This window comes from Streptomyces sp. NPDC045470 (assembly GCF_040646595.1).
GTDB lineage: Bacteria > Actinomycetota > Actinomycetes > Streptomycetales > Streptomycetaceae > Streptomyces.
The window spans coordinates 59164-78280 of the sequence record NZ_JBEZAN010000004.1; the positions used below are offsets into that span (position 1 = coordinate 59164).

20 protein-coding genes are annotated in these 19117 nt (G+C 71.6%); 11 read left to right on the forward strand and 9 right to left on the reverse strand.

The features are described from left to right. Window positions 1–43: 43 nt before the first annotated feature. Window positions 44–577 (forward strand): SRPBCC domain-containing protein, encoded by a 534-nt coding sequence (locus AB0A97_RS14535; RefSeq protein ID WP_361148964.1) that lies wholly within the window; start codon window positions 44–46, stop codon window positions 575–577. On the opposite strand, the gene AB0A97_RS14540 is transcribed toward AB0A97_RS14535, so the two are convergent. From AB0A97_RS14540 to AB0A97_RS14555, 4 genes are all read right to left on the reverse strand, one after another. Next, window positions 556–1203 (reverse strand): DUF4291 domain-containing protein, encoded by a 648-nt coding sequence (locus AB0A97_RS14540; RefSeq protein WP_361148967.1) that lies wholly within the window; start codon window positions 1201–1203, stop codon window positions 556–558. The two genes, AB0A97_RS14535 and AB0A97_RS14540, sit on opposite strands and share 22 nt — an antisense overlap. A 64-nt stretch (window positions 1204–1267) precedes the next feature. Further along, the gene (locus AB0A97_RS14545; protein WP_361148969.1) at window positions 1268–2278 is read right to left on the reverse strand and encodes a 2-oxoglutarate and iron-dependent oxygenase domain-containing protein; all 1011 of its coding nucleotides are present in this window, start codon (window positions 2276–2278) and stop codon (window positions 1268–1270) included. After that, complete coding sequence (locus tag AB0A97_RS14550; protein ID WP_361150126.1) at window positions 2271–2699, reverse strand: nucleoside deaminase; 429 nt, start codon at window positions 2697–2699, stop codon at window positions 2271–2273. Before AB0A97_RS14550 ends, AB0A97_RS14545 begins: the two co-directional genes overlap by 8 nt. A 256-nt stretch (window positions 2700–2955) precedes the next feature. Then, window positions 2956–3426 carry a PLD nuclease N-terminal domain-containing protein gene (locus AB0A97_RS14555; RefSeq protein ID WP_361148971.1) on the reverse strand — a complete coding sequence of 157 codons (471 nt, stop codon included), beginning with the start codon at window positions 3424–3426 and terminating at the stop codon, window positions 2956–2958. Between the two features lie 88 nt (window positions 3427–3514). Here AB0A97_RS14555 and AB0A97_RS14560 point away from each other — a divergent pair, with 88 nt between their 5' ends. After that, entirely contained in the window at window positions 3515–4972 is a 1458-nt protein-coding gene (locus AB0A97_RS14560; RefSeq protein WP_361148974.1) for a menaquinone biosynthesis decarboxylase, read from the forward strand. Between the two features lie 2 nt (window positions 4973–4974). Further along, window positions 4975–5898 (forward strand): menaquinone biosynthesis prenyltransferase MqnP, encoded by a 924-nt coding sequence (mqnP, locus tag AB0A97_RS14565; protein ID WP_361148977.1) that lies wholly within the window; start codon window positions 4975–4977, stop codon window positions 5896–5898. Between the two features lie 115 nt (window positions 5899–6013). On the opposite strand, the gene AB0A97_RS14570 is transcribed toward mqnP, so the two are convergent. After that, the gene (locus tag AB0A97_RS14570) at window positions 6014–6619 is read right to left on the reverse strand and encodes a rhomboid family intramembrane serine protease (protein WP_361148979.1); all 606 of its coding nucleotides are present in this window, start codon (window positions 6617–6619) and stop codon (window positions 6014–6016) included. 166 nt (window positions 6620–6785) lie between these two features. On the opposite strand from AB0A97_RS14570, the gene AB0A97_RS14575 reads away from it, so the two are divergent. After that, window positions 6786–7457 (forward strand): UbiX family flavin prenyltransferase, encoded by a 672-nt coding sequence (locus AB0A97_RS14575; RefSeq protein ID WP_361150128.1) that lies wholly within the window; start codon window positions 6786–6788, stop codon window positions 7455–7457. Here the strand turns inward: AB0A97_RS14575 and AB0A97_RS14580 are convergent. After that, complete coding sequence (locus AB0A97_RS14580) at window positions 7454–7594, reverse strand: hypothetical protein (protein ID WP_361150231.1); 141 nt, start codon at window positions 7592–7594, stop codon at window positions 7454–7456. The two genes, AB0A97_RS14575 and AB0A97_RS14580, sit on opposite strands and share 4 nt — an antisense overlap. 131 nt (window positions 7595–7725) lie before the next feature. Between AB0A97_RS14580 and AB0A97_RS14585 the strand changes: the two genes are divergently transcribed. The 5 genes from AB0A97_RS14585 (at window position 7726) to AB0A97_RS14605 (ending at window position 12482) form a co-directional block, all read left to right on the forward strand. Continuing rightward, window positions 7726–8181, forward strand: coding sequence for an Lrp/AsnC family transcriptional regulator (locus AB0A97_RS14585; protein ID WP_030017842.1), 456 nt, complete (start codon window positions 7726–7728; stop codon window positions 8179–8181). A gap of 160 nt (window positions 8182–8341) precedes the next feature. Continuing rightward, on the forward strand, window positions 8342–9508 hold the full coding sequence (gene mqnE, locus AB0A97_RS14590; RefSeq protein ID WP_361150130.1) for an aminofutalosine synthase MqnE: 1167 nt from the start codon (window positions 8342–8344) through the stop codon (window positions 9506–9508). 141 nt (window positions 9509–9649) lie between these two features. Then, complete coding sequence (locus AB0A97_RS14595) at window positions 9650–10177, forward strand: GNAT family N-acetyltransferase (protein ID WP_361148982.1); 528 nt, start codon at window positions 9650–9652, stop codon at window positions 10175–10177. A 159-nt stretch (window positions 10178–10336) separates the two neighbouring features. Next, window positions 10337–10627 carry a DUF4229 domain-containing protein gene (locus tag AB0A97_RS14600; RefSeq protein WP_361148985.1) on the forward strand — a complete coding sequence of 97 codons (291 nt, stop codon included), beginning with the start codon at window positions 10337–10339 and terminating at the stop codon, window positions 10625–10627. A 493-nt stretch (window positions 10628–11120) separates the two neighbouring features. Next, window positions 11121–12482, forward strand: a complete 1362-nt coding sequence (locus AB0A97_RS14605) for a dicarboxylate/amino acid:cation symporter (RefSeq protein WP_361148988.1) — start codon at window positions 11121–11123, stop codon at window positions 12480–12482. A 105-nt stretch (window positions 12483–12587) separates the two neighbouring features. Here AB0A97_RS14605 and AB0A97_RS14610 read toward each other — a convergent pair whose 3' ends face one another. Beyond that, complete coding sequence (locus AB0A97_RS14610) at window positions 12588–13475, reverse strand: alpha/beta hydrolase (RefSeq protein ID WP_361148991.1); 888 nt, start codon at window positions 13473–13475, stop codon at window positions 12588–12590. Between the two features lie 138 nt (window positions 13476–13613). Between AB0A97_RS14610 and AB0A97_RS14615 the strand changes: the two genes are divergently transcribed. Next, window positions 13614–14276 (forward strand): TetR/AcrR family transcriptional regulator, encoded by a 663-nt coding sequence (locus tag AB0A97_RS14615; RefSeq protein WP_361148994.1) that lies wholly within the window; start codon window positions 13614–13616, stop codon window positions 14274–14276. A 64-nt stretch (window positions 14277–14340) separates the two neighbouring features. Here the strand turns inward: AB0A97_RS14615 and AB0A97_RS14620 are convergent, their stop codons facing one another. Further along, on the reverse strand, window positions 14341–15297 hold the full coding sequence (locus AB0A97_RS14620) for a MaoC/PaaZ C-terminal domain-containing protein (protein ID WP_361148997.1): 957 nt from the start codon (window positions 15295–15297) through the stop codon (window positions 14341–14343). A gap of 345 nt (window positions 15298–15642) precedes the next feature. On the opposite strand from AB0A97_RS14620, the gene AB0A97_RS14625 reads away from it, so the two are divergent. Further along, entirely contained in the window at window positions 15643–17613 is a 1971-nt protein-coding gene (locus AB0A97_RS14625; protein ID WP_361150133.1) for an AMP-dependent synthetase/ligase, read from the forward strand. 133 nt (window positions 17614–17746) lie between these two features. On the opposite strand, the gene AB0A97_RS14630 is transcribed toward AB0A97_RS14625, so the two are convergent. After that, a complete protein-coding gene (locus AB0A97_RS14630; RefSeq protein ID WP_361148999.1) occupies window positions 17747–19039 on the reverse strand; it encodes a lipase family protein in 1293 nt (430 codons plus the stop codon). Window positions 19040–19117: the final 78 nt, after the last annotated feature.

Genomic DNA, 19117 nt, shown 5'->3' on the forward strand with positions numbered 1-19117 from the left:
CAGTACCCCGGCGGAAACCCGTGCCGTACGCGACGGTGGCCTCATGGATCGTCTTGAGAGCCCCGTCCCGTACGGCACCGCCGTTTCCGTCGACGACGTCCACACCCTGCGGTACGAGCTGAACCTTCCCCAGGCTGTGGAGGAGGTCTGGTCCGCGGTGGCCACCCAGGAGGGCCTGCCGGGCTGGCTCGCTGCCGCCGATCCGTTCATCCGGCACGAGGGCGGCGCGATCACACTGCGCTGGCAGAACACCGACGAGCAGGGCGTCGCGACGGTGGCGCCCGGGCAGGTCACGGGCTGGGGGCCGACCCGGCTGGCCGAGTACACCGTCGATGTCCACGGCCGGATCCGTTTCGATCTCCAGTCGCGCGACGGTTCCGGCGCGCACGGCACCCGCCTCCGCTTCACCAACGAGTTCACCGGGCCGCCCGCCTTCCGCCTGGACTGCCTCGCGGGCTGGCACCAGCACTTTGAATTCCTCGTCGATGCCCTCGCCGGACGGCCCGAGGACTGGTCCACGTGGAACCTGGAACGGTGGCGGGAACTGCGCGCGGACTACGCGGCAGCCGGGCAGTAGAGGCCCGGGGTGCCGGCCGCAGCCGGGTAGGGACGTTCCTCGGGGAGGAGGGCGGCGGCGCTGGTCAGGTCGCCGCGGGCCACCAGGGCGTGGATCTCGTGGGCGAGTGGGGTGACGTCCCGGATGGCGACGGTCCACTCGTCGGCGTAACGGCGGGACGCCTCGCCGGACAGGCCGAGCTGGAGTGAGCGGTACGGGAGGGGCTTGAGGCACAGGTCGCGTTCGGGGTCCCACTGGATGCGGACGGGGGAGGCGTGCAACTGCCGCTTCCAGGCGTCCCGGTCGGAGTGGACGACGGGGTCGTAGTGGGACAGACAGGCGTGGCGCAGCGCCCAGTCGAAGCCCGTGCGGTCGATCTCGATGGCGAGGACACGCTCCTGGTCGGGCTTGGTGGCCCAGCCGCAGCGGTACATCATCCACAGGAACGACGGCTTGATCCACGTCATGCGCTCCCGTTTCCAGGCGGGCGGGAAGCGGCCGTCGCGGGCGGCGGGGAGGCCGAGGGACGGGCTGTACGCCTGGTAGACGGTGATGGTCGTGGCGGTGTGGACGGCCCGGACGCGGCGGAGCGGTTCGGGGTGGGCGGGCTCGGTGGTGTGGTTCAGACGGTTGTTCTCGCTGCTCATGGGCAGTCAGTCTGGGCGGGCGGCGGCTCGGGCGGCCACCGAATTCGGGCGGCGGCCCGGGGCGTCAGGAGGTGCCCTGCGTGTTGATGGCGTCGAGTTGGCCGCGTAGGTACGTGTGGGAGTCCGGCAGGTCGCCGACGCGGGTGCCGGGGTCGCACTCGTAGAAGTAGACCAGGGACATCAGCTCTTCGGTGGGGGCGTCCGGCGGGGGCGGCAGGACGCGGTGGCGGCCGGAGCGCCAGCGGCCGTCGGTCCAGTGGGCCATCAGGTCGCCGATGTTGACGGTGAGGGAGCCGGGTACGTACGGGGCGTCCTGCCAGCCGGTGCCGCCGTGCGCCGGGTCGGTCCAGATCTGGAGGCCGCCCTTGCCGTACTGCCGGTCCAGGACCGTGACCGTGCCGAAGTCGGTGTGCGGGCCGATGCGGAACTGGCCGGGCAGGGCCTCGCCCACCGTCTGCGTACCCGGATACCAGTTGATGTTGAAGCCCCAGGTGGGGTGGGTGGTGTGCCGGGTGAAACGGTCGGGGGCGGCGCCGAGGGCGGTGGCGAGGAGTTCCAGGAGCTGGTCGGAGAGGGCGCGCAGGGCGGTCAGGAGGTCCTGGACGTCGGTGCGGAGGGCGGGGACCTGGTGGGGCCAGACGTTGGGCAGGAACCACTCCGCGTCGACGGACGGGACGCCGGTCGGCTCCTCGGAGGCGAAGGACAGCGACTCCTTCAGGTCCGGCGGGGTCGTGGTGCCTTCGGCGGCGCCGTTGGCCTCGGCGCCGGGGCCGAGCCAGCCGCGGCCGCCGACCTCGGTGGCGTACGGCTGCTTCGCCGTGGCGGGCAGGGTGAAGAACGTGCGGGCGGTGCGGCGGATACGGGTCCGCAGCTCCTGGTCGATGCCGTGGCCGGTGACGAGGAGGAAGCCGGCGGCGCGCAGTCCGGTGTCGACGGCCTCGGCGATGCTGCGACGGGTGTCCGCATCGCCGGTCCGCCAGCGGGTGAGGTCGATGGTGGGGACGGGGGAGGCTGGAGAGGGGGAGGTGGTGGGGGAGGCTGGAGAGGTGGGCGTGGGGCGCGGGGGGTCACTCATGGCCGATGTCCTCGTTCCATACCTCGGGCCGGGCCGCGATGTACTCCCGCATGAGGGTGCGGCACTCCACGTCGTCCAGCAGCACGATCCGTATGCCGCTCTGCGCCAGCCAGTCGTGTCCGCCGTGGAAGGTGCGGGTCTCGCCGATCAGGACGCGCGGGATGCCGAACTGACGGATCAGGCCGCTGCAGAACCAGCAGGGGGACAGGGTGGTGACCATCGTCGTGCCGCGGTAGCCGCGCTGCCGGCCGGCGGCCCGGAAGGCGGTGGTCTCGGCGTGCGCGGACGGGTCGCCGTCCTGGACGCGCCGGTTGCGGCCCCGTCCGAGGACGGTGCCGTCGGGCCCGTACAGCGCGGCGCCGATGGGGATGCCGCCCTCCGCCAGTCCGGCCCGTGCCTCGGCGACCGCCGTCGCCAGCATCTTCCGCTCCCGGTCCCTCACGACGGCCACTCTCCTCGCCTCGGGACGGCCGGGCAACGCGTGGGACGTGATCAGGCCGGGGTGTCCGGTGGCGGGGCGTGCGGGGAGGGCGTGCGGGTACGGGGGCACGCGCCGGGGCCCGGGGTGGAGCGCCGGTAGACGGGCGGGGCTGGCCGGTAAGGCGGGCAGAGGCGTGCCGGTAGGCGGGCCGGGCGGCCCGTAAGGCGGGCGGGGCGCGCCGGTACGCGGCGGGGCGTCAGCCCTTCGGCGGCGGGGTGCCGCCCTCGCCGTCCGCCGAACCGTTTTCCTTGCGCCGCAGTTCCTCCTCGCGGCGCCGCAGGTCGGCCTCCCAGTCCTTCAGGAGCGCCTCGTCCCGCTTGCCCTCGTCCTTCTTGTCCTCGTCCTTCTTGCCGTCCTCCTTCTTGCCCTCGTCCTTGAGCGAGCGCAGGAAGTCGGGGTTGTCGTCCGGTGCGACCCACTTCCGGGCCGCGCCGCGCCCGCCGCGCGGCCACGGCGACGCGGCGCCGCCCCCGGCGTGCTCACGGCGGGGCCGGCCGGCCACCAGCCACGCGACCGGCCCGATCAGCACCTCGCCGAAGAGCAGGATGATGAAGACCCAGGCGATCTTCGGCAGGCCGCGGACCTGGTTCTCCGGCGTGTTCAGGCAGTCGATGAACGCATAGATCCACAGCGCCAGGATCACGAGGAACGGCAGATACCTGAGCATTGCGGAAGCAGCCCCCCAGAGCTGACGGGCGGGCCTCGGCGGGGCCCGGTGACCCGTCCAGGGTAGTGCGTACCGGATACTGGAACGCATGGCTTATGACGACCTTCGCTCGTTCCTGCGCGCGCTCGACCGGGAGGGCGACCTCAAGCGGATCAAGGCCGAGGTCGACCCGCACCTGGAAGTCGGCGAGATCGTGGACCGGGTGCAGAAGTCCGGCGGTCCCGCGCTGCTCTTCGAGAACGTCAAGGGCTCGTCGATGCCGCTGGCGATGAACGTGTACGGCACCGACCGCCGGCTGCTCAAGGCGCTCGGCCTGACGTCGTACGACGACATCAGCGACAAGATCGGCGGACTGCTCCGGCCCGAGCTGCCGCAGGGCTTCGTCGGGGTGCGGGAGGCGTTCGGCAAGCTCGCCAACATGACGCACGTACCGCCGAAGAAGGTCAAGGGCGACAGCGCCCCGGTCCAGGAGGTCGTGCTCCAGGGCGACGACGTCGACCTGGACACGCTCCCCGCGCTGTTCACCTGGCCGCAGGACGGCGGGTCGTTCTTCAATCTGGGCCTGACCCACACCAAGGACCCGGAGAGCGGCGTACGCAACCTGGGCCTGTACCGCCTCCAGCGCCACGACAAGCGCACCATCGGCATGCACTGGCAGATCCACAAGGACAGCCGCAACCACTACCAGGTGGCCGCCAAGCGCGGCGAGAAGCTGCCGGTCGCCATCGCCTTCGGCTGCCCGCCGGCCGTGACGTACGCCTCCACCGCGCCGCTGCCCGGCGACATCGACGAATACCTCTTCGCCGGGTTCGTCCAGGGCAAGCGGATCGAGATGGTGGACTGCAAGACCGTGCCGCTCCAGGTCCCGGCCAACGCCGAGGTCGTGCTGGAGGGCTGGCTGGAGCCGGGCGAGATGCTGCCGGAGGGCCCCTTCGGCGACCACACCGGCTTCTACACGCCGCAGGAGCCGTTCCCCGCGCTGACCATCGACTGCGTCACGATGCGCAGGCGGCCGCTGCTCCAGTCGATCGTCGTCGGCCGGCCGCCGACGGAGGACGGGCCGCTGGGCCGGGCAACGGAACGGTTCTTCCTGCCGCTGCTGAAGATCATCGTGCCGGACATCGTGGACTACCACCTGCCCGAGTCGGGCGGCTTCCACAACTGCGCGATCGTCTCGATCGACAAGAAGTACCCCAAGCACGCCCAGAAGGTGATGCACGCCATCTGGGGCGCGCACATGATGTCGCTGACCAAGCTGATCATCGTGGTCGACGCCGACTGCGACGTGCACAACCTGCACGAGGTGTCCTGGCGGGCCCTCGGCAACACGGACTACGCGCGCGACCTGACCGTCGTCGAGGGGCCGGTCGACCACCTCGACCACGCCTCCTACCAGCAGTTCTGGGGCGGCAAGGCGGGCATCGACGCGACGCGCAAGCTGCCCGAGGAGGGCTACACGAGGGACGGCGGCTGGCCGGAGATGGTCGAGTCGGACCGCGAGACGGCGGCGAAGGTCGACCGCCGCTGGAAGGAGTACGGGTTCTAGACATGAGCGCCGATTCAGCCACACCGGATCTCTTCGCCCCCGAACCCGCACCGCCCGGCAAGATCAAAGCCTTCCTCCGCCTGGTGATGATCGAGCACTCGGTCTTCGCGCTGCCCTTCGCCTACATCGCCTCGCTGACCGCGATGCACGGGACGGACCGGAGCGTCCACTGGGTCGAGATGCTGCTGGTCACGGTCGCGATGGTGGGCCTGCGGACGTTCGCGATGGCCGCCAACCGCATCATCGACCGGGAGATCGACGCCCGTAATCCGCGCACCGCGGGCCGCGAGCTGGTCACCGGCGCGGTGAGCGTGCGTTCGGCGTGGACCGGCGCGCTGATCGCCGTGGTGTTCTTCCTGGGCGCCGCGGCGCTGCTCAACCCGCTGTGCCTGGCGCTGGCCCCGATCGCCGTGATCCCGATGGTGGTCTATCCGTACGGGAAGCGGTTCACGAACTTCCCGCACGCGATCCTGGGCCTCGCCCAGGCGATCGGTCCGATCGGCGCCTGGATAGCCGTCACGGGGTCCTGGTCCTGGGACGCGGTGATCCTCGGGGTCGCCGTCGGCGTCTGGATCGGCGGCTTCGACCTGATCTTCGCCTGCCAGGACGTGCAGGCCGACCGGGCGCACGGCGTGAAGTCCGTCCCGGCCCGCTTCGGCATCCCGGGAGCGCTGCACGGCGCCCGCGCCTGCCACGCCGTCACCACGGCCCTGCTGGTCTGGTACGCGCTCGCGACCCACGCCGGAGCGTTCTTCTGGGTCGGTCTGGTGATCGTCGTCGGTGCCTTCCTCTACGAGCACACGATCGTGCGGCCGCACGACCTCTCCCGGCTCAACCGGGCCTTCTTCCAGGTCAACGGGTTCATCGGGATAGCGCTGTTCGTCTGCGCGCTGCTCGACCTGTTCGTCCGCGGCCTGACGGTCTGACGGTCCGAGCCGTAGCGCTCCGGGGGGACGGCTGCCTCCGGAGCGCCGTACGCCGTGACCATCACCGCCACCGGCCACCGCTCAGCCGCCCGGACGCCGGGCCGCCACGGTCCGCCTACGGGACCGCCCGCGTGCCCACGCCGGATATCCGCTCGGCCGGGCGCTGCCGGAAGGCGCATGCCGCCAGGACGCCGCCCACCAGCCCGAAGAGGTGGCCCTGCCAGCTGATGCCGCTGTCGGTGGGCAGCGCGCCCCACAGGATCGAGCCGTACACCACGGCGACCAGCACGCCGAGGCCGATGTCCAGCGGCTTGCGGTCGATGAAGCCGCGTATCAGGAGATAGCCGAAGAGGCCGAAGACGACGCCGGAGGCGCCGGCCGTGTTGCTCCCGGCGGGGGCGGTCAGCCAGACGCCCAGGCCGCTGGTCAGGGCTATCAGCAGGGCCACCCCGGCGAAGCGGCGCAGCCCGACGCGGAACGCGGCGAGGAAACCGAGGAGCAGCAGCGGCAGGGTGTTGGCCGTCAGGTGGTCGAAGCCGAAGTGGATGAAGGCGGCGGGCAGCACGTCGGCCAGCTCGCTCATCTCACGCGGCCGCACGCCGAAGGCGTCCAGCGCGTTGCCGGACGCGGCGTCGGCGATCTCCAGGACCCACAGCAGGGCGACCCAGCCGAGCATCAGTACGGCGGCGGGCCTGGCCCGCTCCAGCGCTCGCGTCATCATCCGCGGCACCTCCCCTTCCCCGTTCACTGGAACAAACGGCCGTGCGGGGTCCGATGGTTCCGCCGGATAGGCTCGAACCGTGGAACCGCAGGACAACAACCCCAGTCAGCCCGGTGTCACAAGGCCCGGCGGTCACTCCGCCCGCCCGGCCGCCGGGTCCGCCGACGTGCCCCGCCGCCCTTGGGTGGTGGGCGTCTCCGGCGCGTCCGGCACGCCGTACGCGGCGTCCGTGGTGCGCGGCCTGCTCGCGGCGGGCGAGGCGGTGGACCTGATCGTCAGCCGGGCCTCGCGGCTGACGCTGCTGGACGAGACGGGCATCTCCTTCCGGGACGCGCACTGGCGCGCGGACCTGCGGGAGTGGCTGGCGCGCGGCGCGGACGGCAAGCCGGGGACGTTCGGCGTCACGGACGCCGATCTGGACCTGGTGCGGTACTGGCCGGCCGGTGATCTGGCCGCGGGGCCGTCGTCGGGTTCGTACCCGGTCAAGGGGATGCTGATCGTGCCGGCCAGCACGGCGTGTGTGGCGGGTGTGGCGCTGGGCCTGTCGAAGGACCTGCTCCAGCGGGTGGCGAGCGTGACGCTCAAGGAACGCAGGAAGCTGGTGGTCGCGGTGCGGGAGACCCCGCTGAACGGGCAGACCCTCAGGCATCTGGTGACGCTGGACGAGGCGGGCGCCGTCGTGGTGCCCGCCTCGCCGGCGTTCTACGCGGGAGCGACGCACATCCAGGATCTGGTGGACTTCGTCGCGGGCCGGGTGCTGGACGCGGCGGATGTGCCGCACCGGCTCTACCGGCGGTGGGAAGGGGAGCTCGGATCGGGCTCCAAGGAGGGGAACTAGCGCTGCTTGGCGATGGAGCCGTTACGGCCGAAGCGGCGCTTGCCCTGGGCGGTGGCGGCGGGACGGTGAGCACGTGAACGATTGGCCAGCTCCTGCAGCTCGCGCATGCGGGCGTAGGCCATCTCGATCGAGTACACGGTGACATCTCCTGGGAAAGATCGTCTTTGATCAACTGGGATTGACGGTTCTACAGGGTCGCATCCCCTGTATGCCTTAGATTCTACATGTAAAAGCCGGGATTGCAGAGTGAATGGAAGGTCAGGGGCGTATGGATGCCGTAGATAGGCAGCTCATCCAGGCACTGCGGGAGAACGGCAGGGCCTCGTACGCGGAGCTGGGCCGGCTCGTGGGCCTGTCCGGGCCCAGCGTCACCGACCGGATCAACCGCCTGGAAGCGGCCGGCGTGATCACCGGTTACCGCGCGACCGTCGACGCGGCCTCGCTCGGCCTGGGCGTCACCGCCCTGGTCGGCATCTCCCTGTCGGACGCGGCCGACCACGAGGACGTGGCGATGCGGCTGCGCGACCTCGCGGAGATCGAGGACGCCTGGTTCATCGCGGGCGACGACTCGTACATGCTCAAGGTCCGGGTCGGCGACGTGGACGGGCTGGAGCGCACCATCCGCAGACTCTCGGGCACCAAGGGCGTCTCCCGGACGCGCACCACCATCGTGCTCTCCACCAAGTGGGAGAACCGCGTGGGCGAGCTGCCCGAGGACGCGTAGGCGGCCCGCCGCGCGACACGCGGAACACCGCCCCCGGGCCTGTACGGCGGGCTCCCGGCCGTACAGGCATGGGGGCCCGGCCGGGCCGGAAAACGGGGGAGTACGCTCGGTGAAGCCCGATTTTGGCAGAGATATGGGAGGCGGCCGGATGACTGCATCCATGGATGTGGGTCTCAAGCGCGAGCTGGAGGACAAGGTCCGGTCCGGGGAGCGGCTGACCCGTGAGGACGGCATCGCCCTCTACGCGTGCGACGACCTGGCGTGGCTGGGCGGTCTCGCCCACGAGGTGCGCACCCGCAAGAACGGCGACGTGGTGCACTTCAACGTCAACCGTCACCTCAACATGACCAACGTGTGCACCGCCTCGTGCGCGTACTGCTCCTTCCAGCGCAAGCCGGGCGAGAAGGACGCGTACACGATGCGCATCGAGGAGGCCGTCCGCCTCGCCAAGGCGATGGAGGGCGACAAGCTCACCGAGCTGCACATCGTCAACGGCCTGCACCCGACCCTGCCGTGGCGCTACTACCCGCGCTCGCTCAGCGCCCTCAAGGAGGCGCTGCCCGACACGGTCTCCCTCAAGGCGTTCACCGCCACCGAGATCCACCACTTCGAGAAGATCTCCGGGCTGCCCGCCTCCGAGATCCTCGACGAGCTGATCGACGCCGGCCTGGAGTCGCTGACCGGCGGCGGCGCGGAGATCTTCGACTGGGAGGTGCGCCAGCACATCGTCGACCACGACACCCACTGGGAGGACTGGTCGCGCATCCACCGCCTGGCGCACGAGAAGGGCCTGAAGACCCCGGCGACGATGCTGTACGGGCACATCGAGGAGCCCCGGCACCGCGTCGACCACGTCCTGCGGCTGCGGGAGCTGCAGGACGAGACCAACGGCTTCCAGGTCTTCATCCCGCTGCGCTACCAGCACGACTTCGTGGACATGAAGGACGGCAAGGTCCGCAACAAGCTCCAGGCGCGCACCACGATGGCGACCGGCGCCGAGGCGCTGAAGACCTTCGCGGTCTCCCGGCTGCTGTTCGACAACGTCCCGCACGTGAAGGTCTTCTGGGTCATGCACGGTGTGCAGACCGCGCAGCTCGCGCTCCAGCACGGAGCCGACGACATGGACGGCTCGGTCGTCGAGTACAAGATCACGCACGACGCGGACAACTACGGCACGCCGAACAAGCTCACCCGCGACGACCTGCTGGAACTGATCCGCGACGCGGGCTTCCGGCCGGTCGAGCGCAACACCCGCTACGAGATCATCCGGGAGTACCCGGGCCCGGACGCGGAGCGCCGCGAGGCACCGCAGCCGATGCGGGTGTGACACCAGGGGCAGAAGGGGCGCCGGAGTCGGCCGAGGCGGCAGACTCCGGCGATACGGCAGGCTCGGGCGAGACAGCAAGGGCGGGCGAGAGGGCGGAGACGGGCGAGACGGGTGTCACCCGAGGCGATTAGGGTCCGCACCATGGATCTCCGCTTCGACCTGGACCCCGCCGTCACCCCCGAACTGTCCGACGGCATCCGCACGCTGTGGGCCGAGGTGTCCAACGCGGGCGGCGCCGTCGGGTTCGTCCCGCCGGTGACGGCCGAGGACGTCCGCCCCGACCTGCTGACCCACCTGGTGGCGATGTCCGAGGGACGCGCCCGCCTGGTCGCGGGCCGCGACCCGCACGACGGCCGGGTGCTCGCCACCGCGTTCCTCCACCTCAACCAGCACCGCCTGATGAAGCACTGGCTGTGGGTCTACACCGTGATGGTGCACCCCTCCCTCCAGGGGCAGGGCGCCGGCCGCGCCCTGATGGCGGCCGTCGACGAGGCCGCCCGCGGGATCGACGGCATCAAGGGCATCCGCCTCACCTGCCGCGGCGGCACCGGCGTCGACGGCTTCTACACCTCCTGCGGCTACAAGGAGGTCGGCCGGGCCCCGTCGGCCATCAAACTGGCCGACGACGACTACCGGGACGACATCTCGATGTGGCGCGAACTGGCGTGACCGGCCGCACGCCGGGCCGCGACGGCCGCGCGGGGGCAGCGACCGCCCCGCCCGGTGCGCCGTGTCCGGCCCACGGCAGGGGCCCGAAAAGATCACGAATCGGGCTGTGCTTGACTGGAGACAGACCCTTTCGGTTGTCGTCGTGAAGAAGGTCCGCCCGTGAGTAGCCAGAAGTTCGCCACGCTCCGCTACACCGCCCTGCGACTGGGGATCTTCGTCGGGTGCTTCGCGCTGGTCTGGGCACTGGCGTACTTCCACGTCATCCCGCTCGGCGTGGGCAGCTCCAACGCCGTGTGGCTGCTGCTGCTCGCGGTCGTGATCTCCGCGCCGCTCAGCTTCGTGCTGCTGCGCAAGCAGCGGGACGCGATGTCCGAGCAGATCGTGGCGAAGGTGGACCGGCAGAAGGCCCGCATCGCGGCCAGCGCCCGCCAGGAGGACGGCCTCCTGTAGCCCGCCGGGAGACCGCTTCCGCGTTCCGCAGTCGTACGGCTACGGCCCGCCGCCCGTCACCGTACGCGGCCTTGACCCTCGCCTATCGCCGTACGCGGCCCCGGCCCCCGCCAGCCGGCGCTGTAAGGCGCCTCACAGTCGTACCGATGCCCCGCCGAGGAGAACCCCTCCACGGCGGGGCATCACGCGTTCCACCAGCCACTCCGGCCCTCTCCCGATCCCCCGGCCCAAAGAATGTCTTTGGGTTCCCCAAAGTTCAAGTGTTAACGTGTTCGCCATGAAGACAGCAGCAGCGCACCACCACCCCACGGGCGTCCCGCTCGTGGCGCGCCTGCACGTCGATCTTTGCCGCTGCATGTCCGCGGCCTGTTGCCGCCGCTGACCCCTTCACCGCAGCGGCCGGAGATCCCGTACGGATCGATACGGACCTCCTTTCTCCTGGCGCTGTCCGCCGTTTCCTTCCCGACGCCTGTCTGTCCCCGGAGTGTGTCCGTTGTCCACCACGTCTTCCGAGACCCCGCGGTCCGAGACCGCCAGAGCCACCCGCCGCATACCCAAGGTCCCGTTCTGGGCCCAGATCCTGCTCGGCCTCGTCCTGGGCGTGCTGCTCGGCTGGATCGCCAAGAGCGGTGACGTCTCCTGGCTGAAGACCACCCTCGACACCATCGGCAGCCTCTTCGTCCAGTTGCTCAAGCTGGCCGTGGCACCGCTGGTCTTCTTCGCCATCCTGGTCTCGATCACCAACCTGCGGCAGGTCAACAACGCGGCCCGGCTGGCCACCCGCACCCTGCTGTGGTTCATGGTCACCTCGCTGATCGCGGTCGCCATCGGCATGGCGATCGGCCTGATCAGCAACCCCGGCGCGGGCACCGGCCTGACCCCCAAGGACGGCAAGCTCCCCGAGCACGCCGGTTCCTGGATCGACTTCCTGACCGGCATCGTCCCCAAGGACGTCATCACGCCGTTCACCGACCTGAAGGTCATGCAGATCGTCTTCATGGCGACGGTGGCCGGCATCGCGGCCCTGAAGCTGGGCGACCGCGCCGAGCCGGTGCTGCGTCTGAGCCGTTCCGCGCTGGAGCTGCTGCAGAAGGCCCTGTGGTGGGTCATCCGCCTCGCCCCGATCGGCTCGCTCGGCCTGATCGGCTACGCCATCGCGGACTACGGCTGGGACCTGATCAGCAAGTACGCGACCTTCACCGTCGACATCTACGTCGGCTGCGCCATCGTCCTGTTCGGCGTCTACCCGCTGCTGCTGTCGGTCTTCGCCAAGGTGAGCCCGCTGCAGTTCTTCAAGGGCGCCTGGCCCGCCATCCAGCTCGCGTTCGTCTCCCGCTCCTCGGTCGGCACCATGCCGCTGACCCAGAAGGTCACCGAGCGCCTGGGCGTGCCGAAGGAGTACGCGTCCTTCGCGGTCCCGTTCGGCTCGACGACCAAGATGGACGGCTGCGCCTCGATCTACCCGGCGCTCGCCGCGATCTTCATCGCGCAGATCTTCAACGTCGACCTGGGCATCGGTGACTACATCCTGATCGCCTTCGTCTCGGTCATCGGCTCGGCGGCCACCGCCGGCCTGACCGGTGCCACCGTCATGCTGACCCTGACCCTGTCCACCCTCGGCCTCCCCCTGGAGGGCGTCGGCCTGCTGATGGCCATCGACCCGATCCTGGACATGATGCGGACGGCTACGAACGTGGCCGGCCAAGTCGTCGTGCCGATCCTGGTCTCGGCCAAGGAGAAGATCCTGGACCGTGACGCGTACGCCCGTGCGGCCGGCGTGGAGCTGGAGGACGGCGCGGTCACGGAGGCGGACGCGGAGCGGAAGGTGTCGGTACCGGCGCCTGCCGGAGCCTGAGCGCGGACACCGACCGCGGGACCGCATCGGCCTGAACGCCGGACGGGCCGGGGGTCACCCCGGCCCGTCCGGCGTTTCGCGTGCGGGCGGTACGCGCCCTTCCGTTCAGCCGGCCTTCGCCGTGTGTGCCAGGATCGCCTCCGCCAGCGGGCCCTGGACCTCCGGTGGCAGGGCGTGGCCCATGCCGGGGATCTCCACCAGGTGTGCGTGGCCGACGACCTGGGCGAGGTGGTGCGGGTGCGGTGGCGGGAAGACCGGTTCGGCCGGGGCGTTGACGACCAGGGTGGGCACCTGGTTGGCGGCCAGGGCTTCGGTGCGCAGCATTCCCGAGTGGTCGGCGCGGGCGGGGGCGGCGGAGACGTCGTAGCGGCCGGTGTGCTCGATGATCCGGCGTTCCAGGGCGCGGTAATGGGCGGGGTCGAAGGGGAGCTGTCCGCCGCTGAGGACCCGCCAGTGCTCCACGCGCCGGTCGAGTTCGGCCTCCAGGCCGTGGTCCTCGACGGGCCGGGCCCACATCTCCAGCACCTCCGGGGCGATGCCGGGCAGGTCGGCGGCGGGGACCTGGACGCCGTCCGGGCGGGTGTACGGGGCGGTGCTCAGCGCGTTGGTGCCCATCAGGGTGGCGCTCCGTATCCGCTCCGGGTGGTCGGCGAGGGCCAGTTGCGTCAGCATCCCGCCGAGCGACAGTCCCACCAGGTGCGCCCGCTCGACGCCGAGGCCGTCGAGGACACGGACGATGTCCTGCGCCAGGTCCGTGATGCGGTACGGCTGTTCGTCGAAGGACCAGGTGGAGCGGCCCGTGTCGCGGTGGTCGTAACGGATGACCCGGTGCTGGACGGCGAGCGCGTCCACGAACGGCTCCGGCCAGCCCAGGCCGGACGCCTGCGCACCCATGACCAGCAGCAGCGGGGGCGCGTCGGCCGGTCCGCGCCGGTCGGTCCACAGGCGCACGCCGGGAGCCGCCTCGATGTACTGCTGGTGCGGCTGGTGCATGGGGAGTTCCTTTCGGACGCATGACGAGACGAGTCGTATCGTCTCGCTAGCGGGCGGATCGCGTCAAGAGGCGGCGGACAAGGCGGGAAAACGTAAACTTACTTGGCGGTAAAGGGGCGGGACGGAAGGGCATGGGGCGTGGGAGCTGTGAAGAGCAAGCGGATGCCGCGGGCCGTACGGGAGCAGCAGATGCTCGACGCGGCCGTGCTGACCTTCGCGCGGCGCGGTTACCGTGCGGCCTCGATGGACGAGATCGCCGAGGTGGCGGGGGTGTCGAAGCCGCTGGTCTATCTGTACCTGAACTCCAAGGAGGAGCTGTTCAGCGCCGTGATCCGGCGGGAGTCGGCGGCGCTCACGGAGGCCGTACGGGCCGCGGTGGAGCCGGACGCGCCCGCCGACCGGCAGCTCTGGAGCGGGCTGAAAGGATTCTTCGCACATACGGCCGAGAATCCGGACGGCTGGGCGGTACTGCACCAGCAGGCCCGTACACAGGGGGAACCGTTCGCGGTCGAAGTCGCCGCGATGCGGGCGGAGATCGTCGAGTTCGTCACGGCGATGATCGGCGCGGCCGCCCAGGAGGCGGGCTGCGACCCGGAACCGGCCGCGCGCGAAGTCTCCGGCCTGGCGCACGCGCTGGTGGGGGCCGCCGAATCACTGGCCGACTGGGCCAACGGCCGCGGCAGCGGGACGGCGCCGGGGGAGCGCCCGTCGGCCAAGGAGACGGCGGCGACGCTGATGAACTTCGCCTGGGCCGGGCTGGGCCGGCTGATGGACGGGGAGCGTTGGTCGCCGGGCGGGTGACAGCACGCCGTGCCGCGGGCCCGGGGCGGCTTTCGCGCTCCCGGGCCGAGCCGGGCCGCGGGCGTCACACGTCCGTCTCCACCCTCCCCTCCAGGTGGACGCGGGCCCGCCCCTCGGGGGTGCCGCGCAGTTGGAACGCGCCGCCGCTGCGCGTGGTCTCGTAGGCGTACGCGACGGTGGCGGGCAGCAGGACCGGGGAGCGGAATTCCGCCGAGATGCGCAGCGTCGCCGTACCCGGCAGCACCGCTTCGGCGGCGCAGCGCGCGAAGGTCCACATGCCGTGCGCGATGGCGCGCGGGAAGCCGAGCGGGCGGGCCGTCAGGGCGTGCAGATGGATCGGGTTGTAGTCGCCGGAGACGGCGGCGTGGCGGCGGCCGAGGTCGGCGGGCAGGCGCCAACGGGCCCGTACGGGCAGGTCGCGGGCGCGGGAAGGGCCGGGGGAGTCGAGGGGGCCGGGCGCTCCGCGTACTCCGGGTGACCCGGGGGAGGCGGAGGGGCCGTCCGGGAGGGGCTCGCGGCCCCCGGACGCCCGGTGCCGCGCCAGATAGGTGCTCCGGTCGTGCCACACCAGCGCGCCCCCACGGCGCGCCTCGGTGGTCATCACCACCTCGGTGCCGCGGTGGTGCGCCCGCAACGCGCCCGCGAACACCGTCAGTTCGAGCGTGTCGGTCGGGTGCAGCGGCGCGTACTGGGTGATCTCGATGCCGGTGTGCACCAGGCCGAGCATCGGCAGCGGGAAGTCCCGCGCGCTCATCAGCCGGGCGGCCAGCGGAAATCCGAGGATGTGCGGATAGGTGACGGGCAGCGGTTCGGTGGCGTCGTACCCGCAGACCCGGGCGTACGTGGCGGCCCGGCCCAGCCCGATGCGGACGGCGGGCAGGACGAGGCGGGTGCGCGGCAGTGCGGCGTCCGGCCGCGGGTGCTTGCCGAAGCCGGTCAGCACGCCCTTGGCCAGTACGGGCATCAGCCGCGGTGCGCGGGACAGGCCGGTGGTCGCGCCGCCCGGGACGTCGGCCGCCATCAGGCGCCCGGCCGACGTGGTGCGGTCGGCGGACGGTCCGTGCGAGGGGTGCGGAGGAGGCCCGGGGCCGCGGCGGTGGGAGGAAGACGGTGTTCGGGCATTGGCCAACTCCTGGTCCTCGCGTAAATTTACTTCGAAGTAAGGTTACTGTCGGGTCAGGTGTTGGTCGAGAGCGCGAACCTGTGGGCCGCGCGCCACCCCGGCCGCCCAACGGGCCTGCTCCTCGGGCCCGTTGGGATGCGCCGGCCGCTGTGCCGCGCCGGCCGCCGCGCCGCGCACACCCTGCGACCACCGTGAGACGAGGAGCCGCTCGTGTCCAGTCAGCAACGGCAAGGCGGGCCACCGGTGCCCGCTCCGGCGGAGCCATGCACCCGGCAGCGGGACGGGGTCGTGCGGGAGGTGTCCGTACCGCCGCTGGTGGCGCCGGTGCGCACCGGTTCCCTGGGAGACATCCCCTTCGACAACGCCGCGCAAGCGCCCGGCGAGGCCGTACTGGCGCGCAAGAAGGCGGGAGGTGATGCCGGGGGCGCATGGCGGGACGTGAGCGCCGCCGAGTTCGCCGCCGAGGTGCTCGCCGTGGCCAAGGGCCTGATCGCGCACGGGCTGCGGGCGGGTGACCGGCTGGCCATCATGGCCCGTACGACGTACGAGTGGACGCTGATCGACTTCGCCGCGTGGGCGGCCGGCCTGGTCACCGTGCCCGTGTACCCGACCTCCTCGGCCCACCAGGCGCACTGGATCCTCCAGGACTCGGGGGCGGCGGCCTGCGTCGTGGAGAGCGTCGCGGAGGCCCGGCTGGTGAGCGGCGTCCGGTCCGGGCTGCCCGGACTGCGCCACCTGTGGCAGTTGGACACCGGCGCCGTACCGCAGATCGTGGCCGCCGGACGGCCGGTCCCGGACGCGCTGGTGAGCGAACGGCGGGCGGCCACCGGCCCGTCGGGCATCGCCACCCTCGTCTACACCTCCGGCACCACCGGCCGCCCCAAGGGCTGCGTCCTGACCCACGGCAACTTCTTCGCCGAGGTGGACAACGCGATCGAACTGCTGCACCCGGTCTTCAAATCGGTCAGCAGCGAGCCCGCCTCCACGCTGCTCTTCCTGCCCCTGTCGCACGTCTTCGGCCGGATGGTCGCGGTCGGCTGTCTGCGCGCCCGGGTACGGCTCGGCCACGCGCCCAGCATCCGTACCGAGGACCTCCTCGCCGACCTGGCCGCCTTCCGCCCGACGTTCCTGCTCGCCATCCCCTACGTCCTGGAGAAGGTCTACAACACCGGCCGCGCCACGGCCGAGAAGATGGGCCGGGCCGCCTCCTTCGACCGCGCCGCCACGGTCGCGCGGCGCTACGGGGAAGCCGTCGAGGCGAAGGAGCACGGCGCGGGCGGCGGGCCCGGTGTGGCGCTGAAGGCGGCCCGGCGGATGTACGACCCGCTGGTCTACCGCCGTATCCGGGCCGCGCTCGGCGGCAAGGTCCGCTACGTGATCTGCGGCGGCTCCCCGCTCGGGCGGCGGCTCGCGGCCTTCTACGCCGGCGCGGGCATCGAGATCTTCGAGGGGTACGGGCTCACCGAGACCACCGCGGCGGCCACCCTCACCCCGCCGCTCAAGCCCCGGATCGGCACGGTCGGCCGGCCGCTGCCCGGCACCGCCGTACGGATAGCGGAGGACGGGGAGGTGCTGCTGCGCGGCGGGCAGGTCTTCAGCGGCTACTGGGACGCCGCGACCGGCGGACCGCTGCCGGCCGGGGACGTGGACGGGAGCCGAGCGGGAGGGAGGGACGGAGGAAGAGCGGGACCGGGAGCGGAGGGCGGAGGCTGGCTGGCGACCGGGGACATCGGCGCCCTGGACGCGGACGGCTATCTGACCATCACCGGCCGCAAGAAGGAGCTGATCGTCACCTCCGGCGGCAAGAACGTCGCCCCGGCCCCGCTGGAGGACCGGCTGCGCGTGCATCCGCTGGTCGGCCAGTGCATGGTCGTCGGTGACGGCCGCCCGTACATCACCGCGCTGGTCACGCTGGAGCCGGACGGGCTGGCGCACTGGCGGCAGATGCGGAAGAAGCAGCAGGTGCCGTTGGCGCGACTGGTCCACGACGAGGCCCTTCTGGCCGACATCCAGGACGCCGTGGACGACGCCAACCAGTTGGTCTCGCGCGCCGAATCGATACGCCGGTTCACCGTGCTGCCGGTCGACTTCACGGAGGAGGCCGGCCACCTCACCCCGTCCCTGAAACTGCGGCGGGCCGCCATCGCGCGTGACTTCGGGGCGGAGATAAAGGAGTTGTACGGAAACGGGCGGGGGGACGGGGCGGGGTACTGATGCTCCGTTAACTGACCGCCGGGTAACCTCGTACGAGGCCCAGCCGGTTCGGCCGGCCCGGCAGACCGGAGCCCCGTGTCACCTCTGTGGGGGAAGTGGCACGGGGTTCCTCCGGATGCCTGTCGCCGTCCGCTCAGCCGCAGTTGCCGTGCGCCGGCTTCCCGGCGAAGCGGTCCGCGAGCCAGTCGGCGGCCGGTACGGCGCCCGCGACCGCGCCGACGACGTGCTCACCCAGCGGGATCGGGGCCCACCGCACCTCGGCGCCCTTGGCGCACCAGTCCGCACGCAACTGCTTGCCGACGCCGTACGGAATCAGCTCGTCGAGCGTGCCGTGGTAGAGGAACACCGGCGCGTCCGGCCGGCGCGTCCCGAGGTCCGACTCCCGCAGCCGCTGCTGCCAGTCGGCCTCGTACAGCGGGTTCTTGACCGTGACGTCGGAGATTTTCTTGAAGGCGCCGGCGATGGCGTCGACGGCCACGCAGTTCTTCTTCATGAAGCCGACGTAGTGCCGGCCCTTGTCGTTCAGGTACTTCGCCAGGTCCAGCTCCGGGAACGCGGCGTCCTGGCCGACGGCCGCCATCAGGATCAGGCCGGCGCCGATGTTGCCGTTGTTGAAGTCGGCGACCTTGAGCAGGTCGGCCGGGACACCGCCGGTCGCGGTGCCCTTGACCTTGAGTTCGGGCGCGTACGTACGGTGCAGCTCGGCCGCCCAGCCGGAGGCTTGGCCGCCCTGCGAGTAGCCCATGATCCCGACCGGGGAGTCCTGGGTGACGCCCGCGCGCACGGCACCGGGCAGCCGCTGCGCGGCGCGCGCGGCGTCCAGGACGGCCTGCCCCTCGGCGCGGCCGACGGTGTAGGTGTGCTCGCCGGGTGTGCCGAGGCCCTCGTAGTCGGTCACGGCGACCGCCCAGCCGCGGGCCGTGAGCTGCTGGATGAGGTTGGCCTCGACGGTGGTGCCCTTGGGGAAGCCGGCCGACGGCGCGCAGGTGTCGGCGAGGCCGACCGTGCCGACGGCGTACGTGACCAGCGGGCGCGGCCCGGTACGGCCGTCGTCCGGGACGATGACGGTGCCGGAGACGACGTTCGGGGTGCCCTTGGCGGTGGTCGAGCGGTACTCCATGTGCCAGGCGCGGGTGCGGGTCGGCTGGCCCGGCAGGGGGTGGAAGGAGGTGGGGGAGGAGGCCACGATGTCACCCGGACGGGCGTTGTCCGTCTGGGCGGAAGAGGTGGGCGAGACGGACGGGGCGGACAAGGCGTGCGGGTTGGACGAGGCCTGCGGGGCCGACGTGACTGAGGGGACTCCGGGGGCTGAGGGGGCGGAACGCGCGGTGGCCGTGGCGCTCGGGAGGCCGAGCGAGAGGGCGAGTGCCGTGGCGGCGGTGAGGGCGGTAGTGCGCAGCGCGCGGGTGGCGCGGGGTTGCACCATGCGGCTCTCCCAACGGTCCGGGGGACGGTTCAGGACGGTTCAGCTGGGGTGACCGTAGGGACTCGGTGGTACGTACGG

Excerpts from the sequence above, each read along its gene's own strand:
- AB0A97_RS14550 (WP_361150126.1), bottom strand. The coding sequence starts at position 2,699 with ATGCTGGCGACGGCGGTCGCCGAGGCACGGGCCGGACTGGCGGAGGGC.
- AB0A97_RS14545 (WP_361148969.1), bottom strand. The coding sequence starts at position 2,278 with ATGAGTGACCCCCCGCGCCCCACGCCCACCTCTCCAGCCTCCCCCACC.
- mqnP (WP_361148977.1), top strand. The coding sequence starts at position 4,975 with ATGAGCGCCGATTCAGCCACACCGGATCTCTTCGCCCCCGAACCCGCA.
- AB0A97_RS14610 (WP_361148991.1), bottom strand. The coding sequence starts at position 13,475 with ATGCACCAGCCGCACCAGCAGTACATCGAGGCGGCTCCCGGCGTGCGC.
- AB0A97_RS14560 (WP_361148974.1), top strand. The coding sequence starts at position 3,515 with ATGGCTTATGACGACCTTCGCTCGTTCCTGCGCGCGCTCGACCGGGAG.
- AB0A97_RS14620 (WP_361148997.1), bottom strand. The coding sequence starts at position 15,297 with ATGGCGGCCGACGTCCCGGGCGGCGCGACCACCGGCCTGTCCCGCGCA.
- AB0A97_RS14555 (WP_361148971.1), bottom strand. The coding sequence starts at position 3,426 with ATGCTCAGGTATCTGCCGTTCCTCGTGATCCTGGCGCTGTGGATCTAT.
- AB0A97_RS14585 (WP_030017842.1), top strand. The coding sequence starts at position 7,726 with ATGGATGCCGTAGATAGGCAGCTCATCCAGGCACTGCGGGAGAACGGC.
- AB0A97_RS14570 (WP_361148979.1), bottom strand. The coding sequence starts at position 6,619 with ATGATGACGCGAGCGCTGGAGCGGGCCAGGCCCGCCGCCGTACTGATG.
- AB0A97_RS14595 (WP_361148982.1), top strand. The coding sequence starts at position 9,650 with ATGGATCTCCGCTTCGACCTGGACCCCGCCGTCACCCCCGAACTGTCC.
- AB0A97_RS14540 (WP_361148967.1), bottom strand. The coding sequence starts at position 1,203 with ATGAGCAGCGAGAACAACCGTCTGAACCACACCACCGAGCCCGCCCAC.
- AB0A97_RS14535 (WP_361148964.1), top strand. The coding sequence starts at position 44 with ATGGATCGTCTTGAGAGCCCCGTCCCGTACGGCACCGCCGTTTCCGTC.
- AB0A97_RS14630 (WP_361148999.1), bottom strand. The coding sequence starts at position 19,039 with ATGGTGCAACCCCGCGCCACCCGCGCGCTGCGCACTACCGCCCTCACC.
- mqnE (WP_361150130.1), top strand. The coding sequence starts at position 8,342 with ATGGATGTGGGTCTCAAGCGCGAGCTGGAGGACAAGGTCCGGTCCGGG.